The organism is Bacillus sp. SD075 (genome assembly GCF_017355165.1).
Lineage (GTDB): Bacteria > Bacillota > Bacilli > Bacillales > DSM-1321 > Peribacillus.
The window spans coordinates 16,080-32,470 of record NZ_JADILK010000050.1; the positions used below are offsets into that span (position 1 = coordinate 16,080).

Here is a 16,391-nt window from a genome sequence, read left to right on the forward strand (position 1 = left end):
CAGAGGAGTGGAAAGATGAATTTAAAGAGAGTTCTTTTCATCGTTATTGCTATTTTACTGCTGGCAGGCTGTTCTACGAAAGAAGATCCTGCAAGGGATGACAGTAAGTCGAAAGACCAGGCCGTCATCGAAAATACAGATGTGAAAAATGAACCTTCCAATAAGTTTCCACTTACAGGTATAGCCACCGATGAAGGCAGTGAGCAAAGGGCTGTAGCAGTGATGATTAATAATCATCCAGAAGCACGCCCACAATCGGGCCTCTCAGAAGCCGATATCGTCTACGAAATGCTCGCAGAAGGTGACATAACCAGATTTTTAGCTATCTTCCAAAGTGAAATGCCAAGCCAAATCGGTCCGATTCGGAGTGCAAGGGACTATTATATCGAATTGGCTAAAGGCCTGGATTGCATCTATGTGTGTCATGGGAATAGCCCCGAGGCAAAAACCATGCTGGACAAAGGGTATATTGATAACTTGAACGGATTATATTATGATGGTACTTTGTTTCAACGTTCGGCAGATCGTAAAGCGCCTCATAATTCCTACATCTCCTTTGATGATATCCAAAAAGGCGCGAAGGAAAAGGGATATGAGTTGAATGGTGCACCGGAGCCTTATACTTTCCTGTCAAAGGAAGAGGCGGCTGGCCTTCAAGGGGAACCGACATTGAAAACCGAGATTTCCTACGGATCAAACGAGTTTGATGTACAGTATGAATACGAAGCCACGGAAGAGAAATATAAACGTTATTCGAATGGAGAGCAAACAGTCGAACATAAATCGAATAAACCTATTTTACTGGATAATATATTGATCATTGAGGCTGCACATCAAGTGATTGACGATAAAGGGCGTCGTAAAATCGACTTGAAAAGTGGCGGAAAAGGTTATTTACTTCAAAAAGGAAAAGCGAATGAAGTAGAATGGGTTAATAAGGATGGTCGGATTATACCAGTGAAAAACGATGAAGAAATAGGGTTGATTCCAGGGAAGACCTGGGTCAATATTATTCCGGATGAACCTGGTTTAGTAGGAGACGTCTCATTTTGATACCCATGAAATTGAGGGGGAGTAACATGCAAATTGATAAGTTAAGGGGAAAAGAAACGGATCAGCTGTTTAAGTCGATCCTTTCCTTGCGTGATTTGGACGAATGCTATCGATTTTTTGATGATTTATGCACAGTCAATGAAATTTCATCACTGGCACAGCGTCTTGAAGTAGCCCGCATGCTTGAAGAAGGTAAAACCTATCATAAAATCGAAACGGAAACGGGTGCAAGCACGGCTACGATTTCCAGGGTCAAACGCTGCTTGAATTATGGAAATGATGCTTATTCCATGGCACTTAACCGTATTAAGGATAACGTTGAGGAAACAACTGAATCTTAATTCTATCGATGATAATAAAAAGCCGAGGAATTCATTTCCCGGCTTTTTATTTTTGGGGTCCATCACTCTCTTTGACGGCTGTCTTTCAGCCGTATCCGTGTTATATTGGAATTTAGATTCAGATGTTCCATTTGGTAATAACATTTTATCGATACTTCTCTTTTTTAATGAAAAATCTTAATGCTATAATGGTTTAATGGGAAGTGTGATTGGAGGATTATTATGTACGATTTTCGCGAGTGGAAACATGTTTTCAAACTCGATCCAAATAAAGAAATAAGTGATGATGCCCTTGAGAAAGTCTGTGAATCCGGCACTGATGCAATCATGGTCGGGGGAACGGATGGAATCACGCTTGAGAATGTGCTTCATTTAATGGCACGTGTCAGACGATATACCGTTCCATGTGTAATGGAAATTTCTTCCGTTGAAACAGTGACCCCAGGGTTTGATTTATATTTCATTCCGAGTGTTTTGAATAGCACCAACCCGGATTGGATGATGAAACTGCATCAGCAAGCAGTCAAGGAGTACGGATACCTTTTGAATTGGGATGAAATTTTCGTTGAAGGGTACTGCATTCTGAATCCAGAGTGCAAGGCGGCCCAATTGACGAAAGCCAATACCGATTTGGATATGGATGATGTGGGTGCATACGCGATGATGGCAGAAAAGATGTTCAACCTGCCGATTTTTTATATGGAATACAGCGGTGATTATGGCGATGTCCAGATGGTGGAAGCTGCCAAAGAAAGTTTGGAGGATACCGTACTATTCTATGGCGGTGGGATTAAATCGGTTGAACAGGCTAAAGAGATGTCTAAGGTTGCGGATGTCATCGTTGTCGGCAATGTGATTTATGAAGATTTGAAAGTGGCACTTGCAACAGTTCCGGCGGTTAAATGAAATCAAGTAATAAATATAGTATACTAAAACAGAAACGAATGTTCGTATAGGTGGTGTGATAATGCAATATTTAGCGGAAAAATTACTAATAGGATTGAATGAACAGCAACAAAAAGCAGTGAAATCAACTGATGGCCCACTATTAATCATGGCTGGGGCAGGAAGTGGAAAGACGCGTGTGCTGACTCACCGAATAGCTTACTTGATGGTCGAGAAGGAAATTGCGCCATGGAACATCCTCGCAATCACGTTCACCAACAAAGCAGCACGTGAGATGAAGGAGAGGATCCGTGCCATACTTGGCGGTGCATCCGAAGATATCTGGATTTCAACTTTCCACTCGATGTGTGTCCGCATTTTACGTAGAGATATCGACCGTATCGGGTTTAATAGGAACTTCTCGATATTGGATACGACGGATCAGCAATCAGTCATTAAACAAATCATGAAAGATCGTAATATGGATACAAAGAAATATGATTACCGTGCCATTTTAGGTAGTATCAGTTCAGCGAAAAATGAGTTGGTCGGGCCGGAAGAGTACCTGAAGACGGCTTCTGATTACTTCACTAAAGTAACTGCCGATGTATATACGGAATATCAAAAACGGCTGCGAAAAAATTCAGCGCTTGATTTCGATGATTTGATCATGATGACGATTCAATTGTTCCAGCTCGTACCAGAAGTACTTGAATATTATCAGCGTAAATTTCAATACATTCATGTTGATGAGTATCAAGATACGAACAGGGCCCAATACATGCTTGTTAAACTACTGGCTTCACGCTTCCGTAATCTTTGTGTTGTCGGGGATTCCGATCAATCGATCTATCGTTGGCGCGGTGCGGATATTGCGAATATCCTTTCATTTGAAAAAGATTATCCGAATGCCAACATGATTTTCCTTGAACAGAATTACCGCTCGACGAAAAAGATTCTTGCAGCGGCGAATAAGGTCATCGGTAACAATCAAAACCGTAAGCCGAAAAATCTTTGGACTGAGAATGCAGATGGCAATAAGTTATTCTATTACCGTGCAGACAATGAACAAGGGGAAGCGCAGTTTGTAGCCGGAAAGATAAATGAGTTAGTTCAGGGCGGCAGTAGGAAATATTCCGATATAGCAATATTGTACAGAACAAATGCACAATCACGTGTCATGGAGGAAGTTCTGCTTAAATCCAATATTAATTATGCAATAGTCGGGGGAACCAAGTTCTATGACCGTAAAGAGATTAAGGATTTACTTGCCTATCTTCGCCTTATTGCGAATCCTGATGATGACATCAGTCTCCGCCGTGTAATCAATGTACCAAAACGCGGAATCGGTGCCACTTCAATGGACAAAGTGGCAGATTATGCAGATCAATATGATGTTTCCATTTATAAAGCACTAGAATCTGTGGAAATGATAGGGATAAGCGGGAAGGCTACCAAAGCGGCAAGGGAATTCCATACGCTGATCACTAACTATACAAATCAGCAGGAGTACTTATCCGTGACGGAACTGGTGGAGGAAGTCATTGAGAAAACCGGTTACCGTGAGATGCTGCAGGCAGAAAAAACGATAGAATCACAAAGCCGGCTTGAAAACATAGATGAGTTTTTATCTGTTACGAAAGCATTCGAAAGTAATAGCGAGGACAAATCATTGGTGGGCTTTTTGACTGACCTGGCGTTGGTTGCCGATATAGACCAACTTGATGAGAATTCCGAAGAAGCTACAAATATGGTAACGTTGATGACGCTGCATTCCGCGAAAGGACTTGAATATCCGGTGGTCTTTCTATTGGGCCTTGAAGAAGGGGTTTTCCCTCACAGCCGGTCGCTTATGGATGAAGAAGAGATGGAAGAAGAGCGCCGTCTGGCTTATGTTGGAATTACAAGGGCTGAAAATGAATTATTCATAAGCAATGCCCAAATGCGGACATTGTATGGACGGACGAGCATGAATCCAGTTTCACGTTTCATCAGTGAAATACCAGAGGAACTTCTTGAAGATCTAAAACCGAAACCGGCTCCTAGGGCTAGGCAAACACCTTTTAGTTCTTCGAAAACTGGATCTCCTTCAAAAGCTTCCACAAGAAAATTGCCTGCCTTTGGAAAAGCTGTTTCTGCACCATCCGCAACGGGCGGAGAAGAGATCGGCTGGGCTGTTGGCGACCGTGCATCCCATAAAAAATGGGGGATAGGAACCGTGGTGAGCGTAAAAGGTGAAGGTGAAGGGAAGGAACTGGATATTGCCTTTCCAAGTCCAATCGGCATCAAACGCCTATTGGCGAAATTTGCACCAGTTGAAAAAGCATAAGCAATTAATATGCTTCTACTGGTAAAGAATAGGGATATCTGACTTTAGACACCGCTCTTCTATAAGAAGTGCGGTGGAGTCTTCTTTAGAAAGGATTGAACGTATGGACTTACAAGCTGCAGAGAAGAAAGTTCTGGAACTGCAAACGTTATTGAACCAATACAGCTATGAATATTATGTGATGGACCAGCCATCAGTACCTGATGCTGAATATGATCGGCTACTCCGTGAACTTATTGAGTATGAGGAGAAATTTCCGGAACTGCAATCGGCGGACTCACCGACACAACGGGTCGGTGGAGCCATTTTGGATATGTTTGAAAAAGTGGAGCATACCACACCGATGCTTAGTTTAGGCAATGCCTTCAATGAAAGTGACCTACGGGATTTCGACAGAAAGGTCAGGCAATCTGTAGGTGACGATTTTTCCTATGTATGTGAATTGAAAATTGATGGACTTGCCGTCACTCTTCAATATGAGAATGGATATTTCGTAAGAGGGGCAACCCGTGGAGATGGAACGATCGGTGAAGATATTACCGCTAATTTGAAAACGATCAAGTCGATTCCATTGAAGTTGCGGGAGCCGGTTGCCATAGAAGTACGTGGTGAGGCCTTCATGCCAAAAAAATCTTTCGAATCATTAAACAAGGCTAAGGAAGAAAGCGGTGAGGAACCATTTGCAAACCCACGGAATGCAGCTGCCGGTTCGTTAAGGCAGCTTGATCCAAAGCTTGCTGCGAAACGGAACTTGGATATTTTCCTCTATGCGATTGCCGATTTGGGGGAAACAGGGGTCCGTTCCCACAGTGAGGGCTTGGATTTATTGGATCGGCTCGGGTTTAAGACGAATCGGGAAAGAAAAACATGCTCGAATATAGAGGAAGTACTGGCCTATATAGTAGAATGGACGGAACACCGTCCAAACTTAGCCTATGATATTGACGGAATTGTCGTAAAGGTGGATTCCCTTGAACAGCAGGATGAATTAGGTTTTACTGCAAAAAGTCCGCGGTGGGCCATTGCTTATAAATTCCCAGCTGAAGAAGTCATTACAACCCTAAGGGATATCGAGCTGAATGTTGGCCGTACGGGTGTATTGACCCCGACTGCCGTTTTGGATCCCGTTCGGGTAGCAGGTACGACTGTGCAGCGAGCTTCACTTCATAATGAAGATTTAATCCGTGAAAAGGACATCAGAATCGGGGATCAAGTGGTCGTAAAAAAGGCCGGCGATATCATTCCAGAGGTGGTCAATGTACTGGCAGAACGCCGTACTGGGGAAGAAGTCGAGTTCCAGATGCCTACTGAGTGCCCGGAATGCAGCAGTGAACTTGTCCGGCTGGACGGGGAGGTTGCTTTACGCTGCATCAACCCGAAGTGTCCTGCACAAATACGGGAAGGCTTGATTCACTTTGTTTCCCGTACAGCAATGAATATAGACAGCCTTGGTGAAAAAGTGATTAGCTTGTTGTTTAAAGAAGAACTCATCCAAGATGTGGCTGATATTTATAAGCTTACATACGATCAACTGATTGCATTGGAAAGGATGGGGGATAAATCCGTCAATAAACTTCTTCAAGCAATCGAAGCCTCGAAAACCAACTCGTTGGAAAAATTACTATTCGGGCTGGGCATTCGCCATGTTGGTTCAAAAGCGGCAAAGACACTTGCGAGGGAATTTGGGACGATGGAAGCTTTAAGCAAAGCGAGCCGTGATGAACTAACAGCCATTAATGAAATAGGTGATAAGATGGCCGATTCCATCGTAGCCTATTTTGAATTGGAAGAAGTCCATGCATTACTGAATGAGTTGGATGCAGCCGGTGTAAATCTTGCTTTCAAAGGGCAAAGGGCTGTTGTTATTGAAGGTATCGACTCCGTTTTTTCTGGTAAAACAGTTGTTTTAACGGGTAAATTGCATAAGCTAACACGTAACGAGGCCAAAGAGAAATTAGAGGCGCTGGGAGCTAACGTTGCAGGAAGTGTCAGCAAGAAAACCGATTTGGTCGTCGCTGGCGAAGATGCCGGTTCCAAACTGGTAAAAGCTGAAAGCCTGGGCGTCATGGTATGGGATGAAGAGAGACTGATTGAGGAACTAAATAAATAAGAGGTGTAGCAATGAGGAAACACTCTATTTTGGGGATGATTCTTATACTGCTTCTTGCTGGATGTGCGCCTAGTTTTGAGGATAAGCAAGAGGTAGTTCAAGACTCCAAAGACAAAAAAGAAACGGCAATCATTCCGAAGTATAAAATTTCGGAAGAATATTATCAAACAATCCTACCGTTTGAACCATCAAAAGCACGAGGTTTGGTCGTATCCAATCTAAATACCCGATATGACATTGAAGAATTCGAGAATGGATTGATGCGGTTGGCCCAAACCCAATTCGACCCGGAAGATTACCTGTTTCAAGAGGGGCAACTACTAGATAGTTCCACGATATCTTCCTGGCTGAACAGAAAATATACCGATAGTCAGTTGAAAGAAAAGGACATGAAAGCCTCAAAGAATGTCGGCTTGAATCCGGTTGATCCAGGTAAAGGTGACATTGATAAGCGGAATGAAGAAAATCCGATCTATCTTGCCCATATTTTAGAACATAATTACTTGGTAAAAACAAAAGATAATTCAGTGAGCCTTGGCGGAGTGGTAATAGGTCTTGCGCTGAATTCAGTGCATTACTACCAAAAAGAGGCATACGGTGCTACCTATGAAAATAAAATCGATAGTAAAAAGCTAAAGCAAGAAGGGGAGAAATTGGCTGCAGAAGTCTTAAAAAGGCTACGTAAAATGGACAAGCTGAAAAATGTTCCGATTACGATTGCCTTATTCGAGCAAAATGAAAAATCTTCAGTAGTCCCTGGTAATTTCATTTCCTATACAAATATCGATAAAAACTCTGACAATATTGGAAAATGGACGAACCTGGACGAAGAGTATTTCCTATTTCCTTCTGCTGGAGCTGAAAAAAAATACCGTGATGACGTCAATACTTTCACGAACTTTAAAGAAGATGTCGAAGAATACTTCCCTAACTTTAACGGAGTCATCGGCAGGGCGTTCTATATGGATGATCAGTTGCAAAGTCTGAATATCGATATCCCCATTCAATTTTATGGGAACTCGGAAGCAATCGGCTTTACCCAATATGTTGCTGGACTTGTAATGGAACGTTTTCCGAACTATATTGCCGTACAGGTATCCATTACCTCTGTAAATGGACCTGAAGCGCTCATAGTCCGTGAAGCAAATCAGGATGAGCCAACCGTGCATATATACGAGTGAAAAAGGATGAAGCTTAACGGCTTCATCTTTTTTGAGGTACCATTTAAAATTGGAATCTCTTTCTTGTGAACTTCAAAAAAACTTTAACCAGGAACTAAAGTATATATAGAAAGTAAACCCTTCCATCTTAGGAAGCAAATGCTTCAAAAAGGGAAAACTTGTCGAATTTTAAAGGCCATATTGCCATTTCCCCGGAAATTTCGGCAACTTTCCCATATTTCCCGGAAAATATCTCTTTTTCCTTATGAAATAATTGAATTTCGACATTGTATCTCTTGTTGCTTTACTGTGTAATAGTTTGATATGATTTAAACGATGATTATATGGAGAAAAGCGACGAAATTCAGTCGATTTGGATATTTTTTCGGAGGTGAAGAGAATGTCACGTATTTCTATGGAACAAGTTAAACACGTTGCCCATTTGGCTCGTTTGGCCATTACGGAAGAAGAAGCACAACAGTTTCAGCATCAGCTTGACCAAATGATTTCATTCGCGGAGCAGTTGAATGAGCTTGATACGGATCAAGTAAACCCGACTTCTCACGTTTTGGATATGAAGAATGTTATGCGCGAAGATGTCGCAAAACCGGGATTGCCAGTAGCGGAAGTAGTTAAAAATGCACCGGATAGCAAAGAAGGATATATCCGTGTACCATCAATAATTGAATAAGGAGGGACAATGATGTCGTTGTTCGAACAAAAGGTTTCTGAGCTTCATGAACGCTTACATAAGAAAGAGATAAGTGTCACTGATCTTGTTAACGAATCGTATAAGCGAATCGGACAAGTAGAGGACAAGGTGAAGGCATTTTTGACACTTGATGAAGAAAACGCCCGCAATCAAGCAAAACGGTTGGATGATCAATTGGCAAAAGGCGAGAACGAAGGCGCTTTATTTGGTATGCCAATCGGAGTGAAGGATAATATTGTCACTAAAAATTTGCGTACGACTTGTGCGAGCAAAATTTTGGAGAATTTTGATCCAATCTATGATGCAACCGTTGTTCAAAAGTTACAGAAGGCAGAAACGGTTACGATCGGGAAATTGAACATGGATGAGTTTGCGATGGGTTCTTCTAACGAGAACTCCGCATTTCAGGCAACCCGCAATCCTTGGAACACGGAATATGTGCCAGGCGGTTCTTCGGGTGGTTCAGCTGCATCTGTCGCTTCCGGTGAAGTCCCATTCTCTTTAGGTTCCGATACGGGTGGATCGATCCGCCAACCAGCAGCATATTGTGGAGTTGTCGGCTTGAAACCTACATATGGGCGTGTTTCCCGATTCGGACTTGTAGCATTTGCGTCATCATTGGACCAAATTGGACCGGTTACAAGAACGGTTGAAGATAACGCTTATTTGCTTGAAGCGATTTCAGGTGTAGATCCAATGGATTCGACTTCTGCTAATGTTGACGTGCCGAATTTTGTGAATTCATTAACAGGCGATGTTAGAGGATTGAAAATAGCTGTGCCTAAAGAATATCTTGGTGAAGGCGTTGGAGAAGAAGCGCGTAATTCCGTACTTGAAGCGTTAAAAGTATTAGAGGGGCTTGGAGCTGAATGGGAAGAGGTATCCTTGCCGCATTCCAAATATGCTTTAGCTGCCTATTATCTGCTATCTTCATCGGAAGCTTCGGCTAACCTTTCGCGTTTTGACGGAGTGCGTTACGGACATCGTACCGATAATGCAGAAACTCTTATAGAAATGTATAAGCAAACCCGTGCAGAAGGATTCGGTGACGAAGTGAAACGCCGTATCATGCTTGGAACGTTCTCCTTAAGTTCCGGTTATTATGATGCTTATTATAAAAAGGCCCAAAAAGTACGTACATTAATCAAAAAAGACTTTGAAGATGTCTTTGAAAAATACGATGTCATCGTTGGGCCGACTACACCTACGCCTGCATTTAAAATTGGTGAAAAAGTCGACGATCCATTAACAATGTATGCGAATGATATCTTGACGATTCCAGTCAACCTTGCTGGTGTACCAGGTATATCCGTGCCATGTGGATTCGCAGCGAATGGGCTTCCTCTTGGACTGCAAATGATTGGGAAGCATTTTGATGAAAGCACGATTTATCGCGCAGCTCACGCATTTGAGCAAGCAACAGATTTTCATAAACAATTTCCTAAGCTGTAAGGGGTGAAAATAATGGACTTTGAAACGGTGATTGGTCTAGAAGTACACGTAGAATTAAAAACGGATTCTAAAATTTTCTCAGCGAGCCCAAATCATTTTGGTGCCGCTCCAAATAGTAACACGACTGTAATTGACCTAGGCTACCCAGGTGTTTTGCCTGTCGTCAATAAAAAGGCTGTTGATTTTGCAATGAAGGCTGCAATTGCCCTGAATTGCGAAGTGGCGGAAATTACAAAGTTTGACCGGAAAAACTATTTTTACCCGGACAATCCTAAAGCATACCAAATTTCACAGTTCGATCAACCGATCGGTGAGCATGGTTGGATTGAAATCGAAGTGGGCGGCAAGAAAAAGAAAATTGGCATTACCCGCATTCATATGGAAGAGGATGCTGGAAAGCTGACACATAAAGGGAACTATTCACTCTGTGATTATAACCGCCAAGGTACGCCTCTTGTTGAAATCGTATCCGAACCGGATATCACTTCCCCGGAAGAAGCTTATGCTTATCTGGAAAAGTTGAAATCCATCATTCAATACACCGGCGTTTCCGATTGTAAAATGGAAGAAGGCTCACTTCGCTGTGATGCTAACATTTCCTTGAAACCTGTCGGCCAAAAAGAATTCGGTACAAAAACAGAATTGAAAAATTTGAACTCATTCAACTTCGTTCGCAAAGGGTTGGAGCATGAAGAAATCCGACAAGCGGAAATCTTGAATGAAGGCGGCGTAATCGAACAGGAAACCCGCCGGTTCGACGATGCTACAGGCAGAACGGTACTGATGCGAATTAAGGAAGGCTCCGATGATTACCGATACTTCCCGGAACCGGATTTATTGACAATCCATATCGATGAAGAATGGAAAGCGCGTATTGCTGCCGAGATTCCGGAACTTCCGGATGCACGGAAAAAACGCTATGTCGAAGAATTTGGCTTACCGGAATATGATGCAGCCGTTTTAACTGTAACGAAAGAAAGTGCTGATTTCTTTGAAGCGACAGTCGCTTCAGGCGCTGATGCAAAACTGGCATCTAACTGGATCATGGGTGAGGTTTCCGCTTTCTTGAATGCAGAAGGTAAAGAGCTTCATGATGTCAAATTGACTGCTGAATCGTTGGCTGGAATGATCAAGCTTATTGAAGATGGCACGATTTCTTCTAAAATCGCTAAAAAAGTTTTCAAAGAATTGATTGAAAACGGCGGGGATGCTGAAACGATCGTCAAGGAGAAGGGACTAGTCCAAATTTCCGATGAAGGCGCATTGCGTACAGCCGTTGAAGAAGCATTGAATAATAACCCGCAATCGATTGAAGATTTTAAAGCCGGTAAACAAAAAGCAATCGGCTTCCTTGTCGGTCAGATCATGAAAGCGACAAAAGGACAAGCCAATCCACAGCTTGTTAATAAAATTTTGGTGGAAGAAATCAATAAACGTTAATATTGACCGTATCACTTTTAAAGTGGTACGGTTTTCTCTTGACTAAGGAAAGAGATTACTGAGGAAAATAACAAGCGGGAAATAATTTTTGATAATTTTGGAGTTATCTGTAGGGGTAACTCCTTTTTGTATCGTCTATTACATGAATGATTAACGGGAAAGGAGGAAGAGAAGTGACGGATGAGTTAGTTGAGAAGGTAAGGGCTGGGAATGATCATGCATTCCGAATGTTGATTGAAATGTATAAACAGACGATTTATAGAACCGTCTATTCCGTCTTGCGGAATCAAAAGGATGCTGAAGATGTTACCCAGGAAGTCTTTATCAAAATCTATACTTCTCTTCCTCAATATAAGAACCAAGGTTTCAAAACTTGGATTACAAGAATTGCGGTCAATCATGCTATCGATTTAAAGAGAAAGAGGGAGCGCCAAAGGGAAGAATTGCAGGACGAGCATTCATCGGAAGCTAATTTGGGCTTAACTGATGATGTTGAGGCGGTATTTTTTCGGAATGAAAGGCGAAAGCAAGTGTTACGGAAGCTGAATGACCTTCCGGAGGGATATCGGGACGTTGTATATGGCTATTACATAAAGGAAAAGTCATTCAAGCAAATTGCAGAGGAACAGCGGATTCAAGTGAAATCGGTGGAGGTAAAGCTATACCGGGCAAGAAATTGGATGAGAAAACATTGGAAAGAGGAGGATTTTACATGAATCATGTTCCTGAAGCAGAGTGGGTCGCATATTTGGCAGATGAATTACCAGAGGCTCTAAAAATTGAATATGAAAATCATTTATACTCCTGTGACAAGTGTTTGTCAGTCTATATGGAAGCAATGGAAAAAGAAGAAAACAGTCTGGACATGGAAGGGTTTGATATTGCAGGTCCTGTCATGGAATCGATTAACCTACTGAAATGCGGCTCTGTTGAAGAGGCCAAACAACACAAAAAAGAGAAATCACTTCGGACGATCACAAGACATTACTTGATCGCGGCCGGGTTTACGATTTTATTAATGGCAGGCGGAGTATTTCAATCATTGACAGAATACGTGGATTCTGTCGAATCAAGCAGTGAAAAGGAAACGCAGTCCTTAACCGATGGACTTATTGATAAAACATTTAATTGGATGGACTCTATAGAAAAGAAAAATAAGGAGGGATTTAGAAATGAATAAAAGTCCGGTATTAGCCTTTTTATTATCGTTTTTTCCAGGTTTTGGACATTTTTACCTAGGGAAGAAATATAAAGGGTTATTTTATTTTCTTGCCACAGCTGGATTGGGGCTTGGAGGTCTTTTTCTTTCATTGATTAGTCAATCTGATGCGTTTCTGGCTTTTTCCATTGTTGGAATGGTGTTTTATTTCATCAGTATATTTGATTTGGTGGTCACCTCACTGAGGAATCCTAAAAGTGAAGAGGATGTGGAGGGAATGGCAGATCAGCCGGAGGCGGAAAGATTTTATGTAATCATCCTTTCATTCGTTCCGGGGTTAGGGCATTTTCAGCTTGGCCTCATGAATCGGGGACTCATTTTTCTCATCGGCTTTTTAGGCCTTGGCATCATGGTGATATTCATCAGTTTGATGACACAAATGGAAGGTCTGTTAATATTCATGGCACTATTGCCTGTTATATGGATTTACAGCTTTTTTGATTCTGTTCAACAGCTGAATAAAAAGCAAAGAGGTGAGGAGCTTATCGATCGGACGGTTTTGGAAGATTTCGAGGAGAGACGGGAATCCGGTAAAAAGAGTAAATCGGTCGCGACTTTATTCGCCATATTCCCTGGTGCGGGTCACTTATATTTGGGGCTGCAAAAACGAGGGATTCAATTGATGGCCGGATTTTTATTCGCCATTTACATACTGGATTTACTCCGATTAGGTTTCTTCTTTTTCCTTATTCCGATTATCTGGTTTTATAGTTTTTTTGATGGATTGCAAAAAGCCTCGAAAATGGAAGAGGGTCCAGTTGAAGATATCCCCATCATTTCGGGAATGGTCAATCACCAAAAATGGGTAGGATGGGGGTTAGTGGGACTTGGAGTCTATTTCTTGGCTAGTAATATAATCGTCCCGGCCATTGCTCCCCATTTAGATGACTGGATTGGAAGAAACTTAGAATATTGGTTTAGAGATTATTTTCAAAAAGGACTGGTATGCATCCTTCTTATAGGCGGGGGAATCAAATTACTGTCGGGAAGTAAAAAAGGGAGAGTCAAGGAGGAGACAAAATGAGAATATGGAGAGTCGGAACGATTTCAATGGGAATCTCCCTGGTGGGTTTGGGTTTGGTTTTACTGGTTTCTCAAATTGCGGATATGAATTTGACGACGATTCTGCTATCATGGTGGCCATTGCTGTTCATCATCTTGGGTGCAGAGATTCTCTTCTATATATATTTTTCCAGAAAAGAAAGTTCTTTTGTAAAGTATGATATTCTTAGCATTATTTTCGTGGGATTGCTTGGAACTACGGGGATCGTTTTAATTTTGCTAACGTCAAGCGGATTGATGGATCAAGTTAGGGCTGTCGTGAATAGTGAAGAGAAAACGGTCAATTTGCCAGGATTCAATCAAAAGGCGGGGAAAGACATACAGAGAGTTGTCCTGGACCCAGGCACATACCCATTGACAATTGAAAGTGGTAAGGGTGAGGAAGTATCCATTTTTGGTACATATGGAGAGCGGGTAATGGAAGATGATGATTCGTTGCTGAACAAGGCGGAAGATTATTTACTTGTTGAGAGAAATGGTGATACGCTTTATATAAGCTTCAAGGATTTGCCGATTCAAAATGGACTTTTGAACAGTGGTGCAATGAATCTTAAGGCTACTCTTATAATTCCAGCCGAGTTGGCCGTGGAAATAGACGGACAAAGTACCGATCTTGTCTTGAAACCGAGAAGGCTCTTGAATGACTGGAGTGTGAAGGACAGCGGAAATCTAAGTGTATTCCTTCAGGACAATAGTGATATCAAGATAGATGCTAGAGGGGTCGAGGAACTTGAAGGACCTGAGGATGGCTGGAAGATGAATGAAGTGAAAGAAGAAACAAGTGAAGAAGGCGCTGTTAAAAAGAGTGGGATATTCAATGTTGGAAAAGGGAAACATACTTTAACGGTTACCGATGCATTTAACGTGAATGTTCAATATCCATGATTAAAATCATTTACTAGAATAAAATTGTAAAAAGCATTATAATTTTCCCTGATAAGATTTCTAGTAAAATGCAAAAGATATGGACCGAAATACGGTCCTCTTTTTTTCGAATATTGCTTTTCATGTAACGAAGGATTAAGATGTAAATTATGGAATCAATATGTATAAGGATGATGGGAAATGAAAAGAGCAAGGTTGATTTACAACCCGACTTCGGGCCGGGAAGCCATTAAGAAGAGCCTGCCAGGTGTGCTAGCGAAACTTGAAGAAGCTGGTTATGAAGCTTCTGCACATGCAACGACTGGTGCTGGGGATGCGACGAAAGCGGCTAAGGTCGCGATTGAACGCGGCTATGATATAGTTATTGCAGCAGGGGGCGACGGTACGATTTATGAGGTTGTTAATGGGCTGGCCGCTGCAGAGAAACGTCCGAAACTAGGAATCATTCCGACGGGAACGACCAATGATTTTGCGAGGGCGCTGCACTTACCGAAGTCAATCGAAGGGGCAGCCGAAATTATTGCCGGTGGGCATACTATGCCGATCGATATTGGGAAAATGAACGATAAGTATTTCATCAATATTGCAGGCGGTGGCAGATTGACCGAATTGACCTATGACGTGCCGATCAAGCTGAAAACCATGCTTGGTCAGCTAGCGTACTATATTAAAGGAATTGAAATGCTTCCTTCAATTAAACCGACGGAAGTTTCTATTGAATATGATGGAAAGCTTTTTGAAGGAGAGATCATGCTGTTCTTGGTGGCTAACACGAATTCGGTAGGGGGCTTCGAGAAACTGGCTCCTGACGCCTCTCTAAATGATGGTATGTTCACATTGCTTATTTTGAAAAAGGCCAACCTCGCAGATATTGTCCGTGTAGCGACATTGGCAATGCGCGGTGAACATATCCATGATAAAAACGTCATTTATGAAAAAGCCAATCGAATTAAAGTCCAGGCTAAAAACGACATGATGCTTAACTTGGATGGGGAATTTGGCGGGATGGCCCCAGCTGAATTCGTGAATCAATACCGTCATTTTGATGTATTCATCCCGCAAGGATTACTGCCGGACGATCCGGCAAATAAATAGGGTGAAAAGGCCACTGAATCTGGTGGCCTTTTCAGTTTAATGAAGCAAGGAGAATGGCAAACATGTATATCAGGAAAGCGACACCCGAAGATGCGGACAAGTCGGCTATATTGACCCGGTTAGCGATTAAGGAAATTGCAGAGGTTTTGACAGGTGAAACAGAAGAAGAAAGAATACTTTCCGTGCTTGCCGATTTGTTCAGGAAAAGTGGAAATCGGATCAGCTATGAAAATACCTTCGTCAGTGAACATGATGGACAAGTATCTGGGTTGATCATTGCTTATCATGGAAAGGATGCCAAAAGCTTGGATGAACCGATAGTGAAACAATTAAGGGTGAAAATGAAAGACCCGAGCGTTACACTCGATAAGGAAGCGGAAATGAAAGACTTTTATTTGGATACAGTATCCGTTGACCCGAATTTTCAAGGAAAAGGAATTGGTAGTGCACTGATTCAATATGTTGAGGGATACGCTAAACATAAGGGATATCCAAGGGTTTCTTTAGTCGTTGAAAATGAAAATGAAGGGGCGAATCGTCTTTATAGCAGGTTAGGATATATCGAAATGAAAACCATTTCGATTAGCGGCCATGAATTTTGCTATATGGTAAAGGAAATAGAAGAACCTCCTGTTTAACAGGGGGTCC

At 42.0% G+C, this 16,391-nt stretch carries 15 protein-coding genes; all 15 read left to right on the forward strand.

Annotated features, from left to right (window positions below; genetic code table 11):
• Positions 1 to 15 precede the first annotated feature (15 nt).
• The 15 genes from IOC57_RS21845 (at position 16) to IOC57_RS21915 (ending at position 16,381) form a co-directional block, all read left to right on the forward strand.
• Positions 16 to 1,053 carry a DUF3048 domain-containing protein gene (locus IOC57_RS21845; RefSeq protein WP_207440671.1) on the forward strand — a complete coding sequence of 346 codons (1,038 nt, stop codon included), beginning with the start codon at positions 16 to 18 and terminating at the stop codon, positions 1,051 to 1,053.
• A gap of 26 nt (positions 1,054 to 1,079) precedes the next feature.
• Positions 1,080 to 1,394 (forward strand): YerC/YecD family TrpR-related protein, encoded by a 315-nt coding sequence (locus IOC57_RS21850; RefSeq protein WP_034306094.1) that lies wholly within the window; start codon positions 1,080 to 1,082, stop codon positions 1,392 to 1,394.
• A gap of 222 nt (positions 1,395 to 1,616) precedes the next feature.
• The gene (gene pcrB / locus IOC57_RS21855) at positions 1,617 to 2,300 is read left to right on the forward strand and encodes a heptaprenylglyceryl phosphate synthase (RefSeq protein WP_207440672.1); all 684 of its coding nucleotides are present in this window, start codon (positions 1,617 to 1,619) and stop codon (positions 2,298 to 2,300) included.
• 61 nt (positions 2,301 to 2,361) lie between these two features.
• Entirely contained in the window at positions 2,362 to 4,608 is a 2,247-nt protein-coding gene (gene pcrA / locus IOC57_RS21860) for a DNA helicase PcrA (RefSeq protein WP_207440673.1), read from the forward strand.
• A 103-nt stretch (positions 4,609 to 4,711) separates the two neighbouring features.
• Complete coding sequence (ligA, locus tag IOC57_RS21865) at positions 4,712 to 6,718, forward strand: NAD-dependent DNA ligase LigA (RefSeq protein WP_207440674.1); 2,007 nt, start codon at positions 4,712 to 4,714, stop codon at positions 6,716 to 6,718.
• 11 nt (positions 6,719 to 6,729) lie between these two features.
• Positions 6,730 to 7,899 (forward strand): CamS family sex pheromone protein, encoded by a 1,170-nt coding sequence (locus tag IOC57_RS21870; RefSeq protein WP_207440675.1) that lies wholly within the window; start codon positions 6,730 to 6,732, stop codon positions 7,897 to 7,899.
• A gap of 379 nt (positions 7,900 to 8,278) precedes the next feature.
• Complete coding sequence (gene gatC / locus IOC57_RS21875; RefSeq protein ID WP_057913899.1) at positions 8,279 to 8,569, forward strand: Asp-tRNA(Asn)/Glu-tRNA(Gln) amidotransferase subunit GatC; 291 nt, start codon at positions 8,279 to 8,281, stop codon at positions 8,567 to 8,569.
• Between the two features lie 12 nt (positions 8,570 to 8,581).
• Positions 8,582 to 10,042: an Asp-tRNA(Asn)/Glu-tRNA(Gln) amidotransferase subunit GatA gene (gene gatA / locus IOC57_RS21880; RefSeq protein ID WP_207440676.1), complete on the forward strand. Its 1,461-nt coding sequence runs from the start codon at positions 8,582 to 8,584 to the stop codon at positions 10,040 to 10,042.
• A gap of 12 nt (positions 10,043 to 10,054) precedes the next feature.
• Positions 10,055 to 11,482 carry an Asp-tRNA(Asn)/Glu-tRNA(Gln) amidotransferase subunit GatB gene (gene gatB, locus IOC57_RS21885; RefSeq protein WP_207440677.1) on the forward strand — a complete coding sequence of 476 codons (1,428 nt, stop codon included), beginning with the start codon at positions 10,055 to 10,057 and terminating at the stop codon, positions 11,480 to 11,482.
• Between the two features lie 173 nt (positions 11,483 to 11,655).
• Positions 11,656 to 12,198 carry a sigma-70 family RNA polymerase sigma factor gene (locus IOC57_RS21890; protein ID WP_309487747.1) on the forward strand — a complete coding sequence of 181 codons (543 nt, stop codon included), beginning with the start codon at positions 11,656 to 11,658 and terminating at the stop codon, positions 12,196 to 12,198.
• Positions 12,195 to 12,662, forward strand: coding sequence for an anti-sigma factor (locus tag IOC57_RS21895; RefSeq protein ID WP_207440679.1), 468 nt, complete (start codon positions 12,195 to 12,197; stop codon positions 12,660 to 12,662). Before IOC57_RS21890 ends, IOC57_RS21895 begins: the two co-directional genes overlap by 4 nt.
• The gene (locus IOC57_RS21900; RefSeq protein ID WP_207440680.1) at positions 12,655 to 13,725 is read left to right on the forward strand and encodes a hypothetical protein; all 1,071 of its coding nucleotides are present in this window, start codon (positions 12,655 to 12,657) and stop codon (positions 13,723 to 13,725) included. Before IOC57_RS21895 ends, IOC57_RS21900 begins: the two co-directional genes overlap by 8 nt.
• A complete protein-coding gene (locus IOC57_RS21905) occupies positions 13,722 to 14,648 on the forward strand; it encodes a LiaF transmembrane domain-containing protein (RefSeq protein ID WP_207440681.1) in 927 nt (308 codons plus the stop codon). The genes IOC57_RS21900 and IOC57_RS21905 overlap by 4 nt, the downstream gene beginning before the upstream one ends.
• A gap of 180 nt (positions 14,649 to 14,828) precedes the next feature.
• Positions 14,829 to 15,743: a diacylglycerol kinase gene (locus tag IOC57_RS21910; RefSeq protein WP_207440682.1), complete on the forward strand. Its 915-nt coding sequence runs from the start codon at positions 14,829 to 14,831 to the stop codon at positions 15,741 to 15,743.
• Positions 15,744 to 15,805: 62 nt separating this feature from the next.
• Positions 15,806 to 16,381, forward strand: a complete 576-nt coding sequence (locus IOC57_RS21915) for a GNAT family N-acetyltransferase (protein WP_207440683.1) — start codon at positions 15,806 to 15,808, stop codon at positions 16,379 to 16,381.
• Positions 16,382 to 16,391 lie beyond the last annotated feature (10 nt).

Coding starts and splice junctions, on each gene's coding strand:
- IOC57_RS21845 (WP_207440671.1), top strand. CDS start 16: ATGAATTTAAAGAGAGTTCTTTTCATCGTTATTGCTATTTTACTGCTG.
- IOC57_RS21850 (WP_034306094.1), top strand. CDS start 1,080: ATGCAAATTGATAAGTTAAGGGGAAAAGAAACGGATCAGCTGTTTAAG.
- pcrB (WP_207440672.1), top strand. CDS start 1,617: ATGTACGATTTTCGCGAGTGGAAACATGTTTTCAAACTCGATCCAAAT.
- pcrA (WP_207440673.1), top strand. CDS start 2,362: ATGCAATATTTAGCGGAAAAATTACTAATAGGATTGAATGAACAGCAA.
- ligA (WP_207440674.1), top strand. CDS start 4,712: ATGGACTTACAAGCTGCAGAGAAGAAAGTTCTGGAACTGCAAACGTTA.
- IOC57_RS21870 (WP_207440675.1), top strand. CDS start 6,730: ATGAGGAAACACTCTATTTTGGGGATGATTCTTATACTGCTTCTTGCT.
- gatC (WP_057913899.1), top strand. CDS start 8,279: ATGTCACGTATTTCTATGGAACAAGTTAAACACGTTGCCCATTTGGCT.
- gatA (WP_207440676.1), top strand. CDS start 8,582: ATGTCGTTGTTCGAACAAAAGGTTTCTGAGCTTCATGAACGCTTACAT.
- gatB (WP_207440677.1), top strand. CDS start 10,055: ATGGACTTTGAAACGGTGATTGGTCTAGAAGTACACGTAGAATTAAAA.
- IOC57_RS21895 (WP_207440679.1), top strand. CDS start 12,195: ATGAATCATGTTCCTGAAGCAGAGTGGGTCGCATATTTGGCAGATGAA.
- IOC57_RS21900 (WP_207440680.1), top strand. CDS start 12,655: ATGAATAAAAGTCCGGTATTAGCCTTTTTATTATCGTTTTTTCCAGGT.
- IOC57_RS21905 (WP_207440681.1), top strand. CDS start 13,722: ATGAGAATATGGAGAGTCGGAACGATTTCAATGGGAATCTCCCTGGTG.
- IOC57_RS21910 (WP_207440682.1), top strand. CDS start 14,829: ATGAAAAGAGCAAGGTTGATTTACAACCCGACTTCGGGCCGGGAAGCC.
- IOC57_RS21915 (WP_207440683.1), top strand. CDS start 15,806: ATGTATATCAGGAAAGCGACACCCGAAGATGCGGACAAGTCGGCTATA.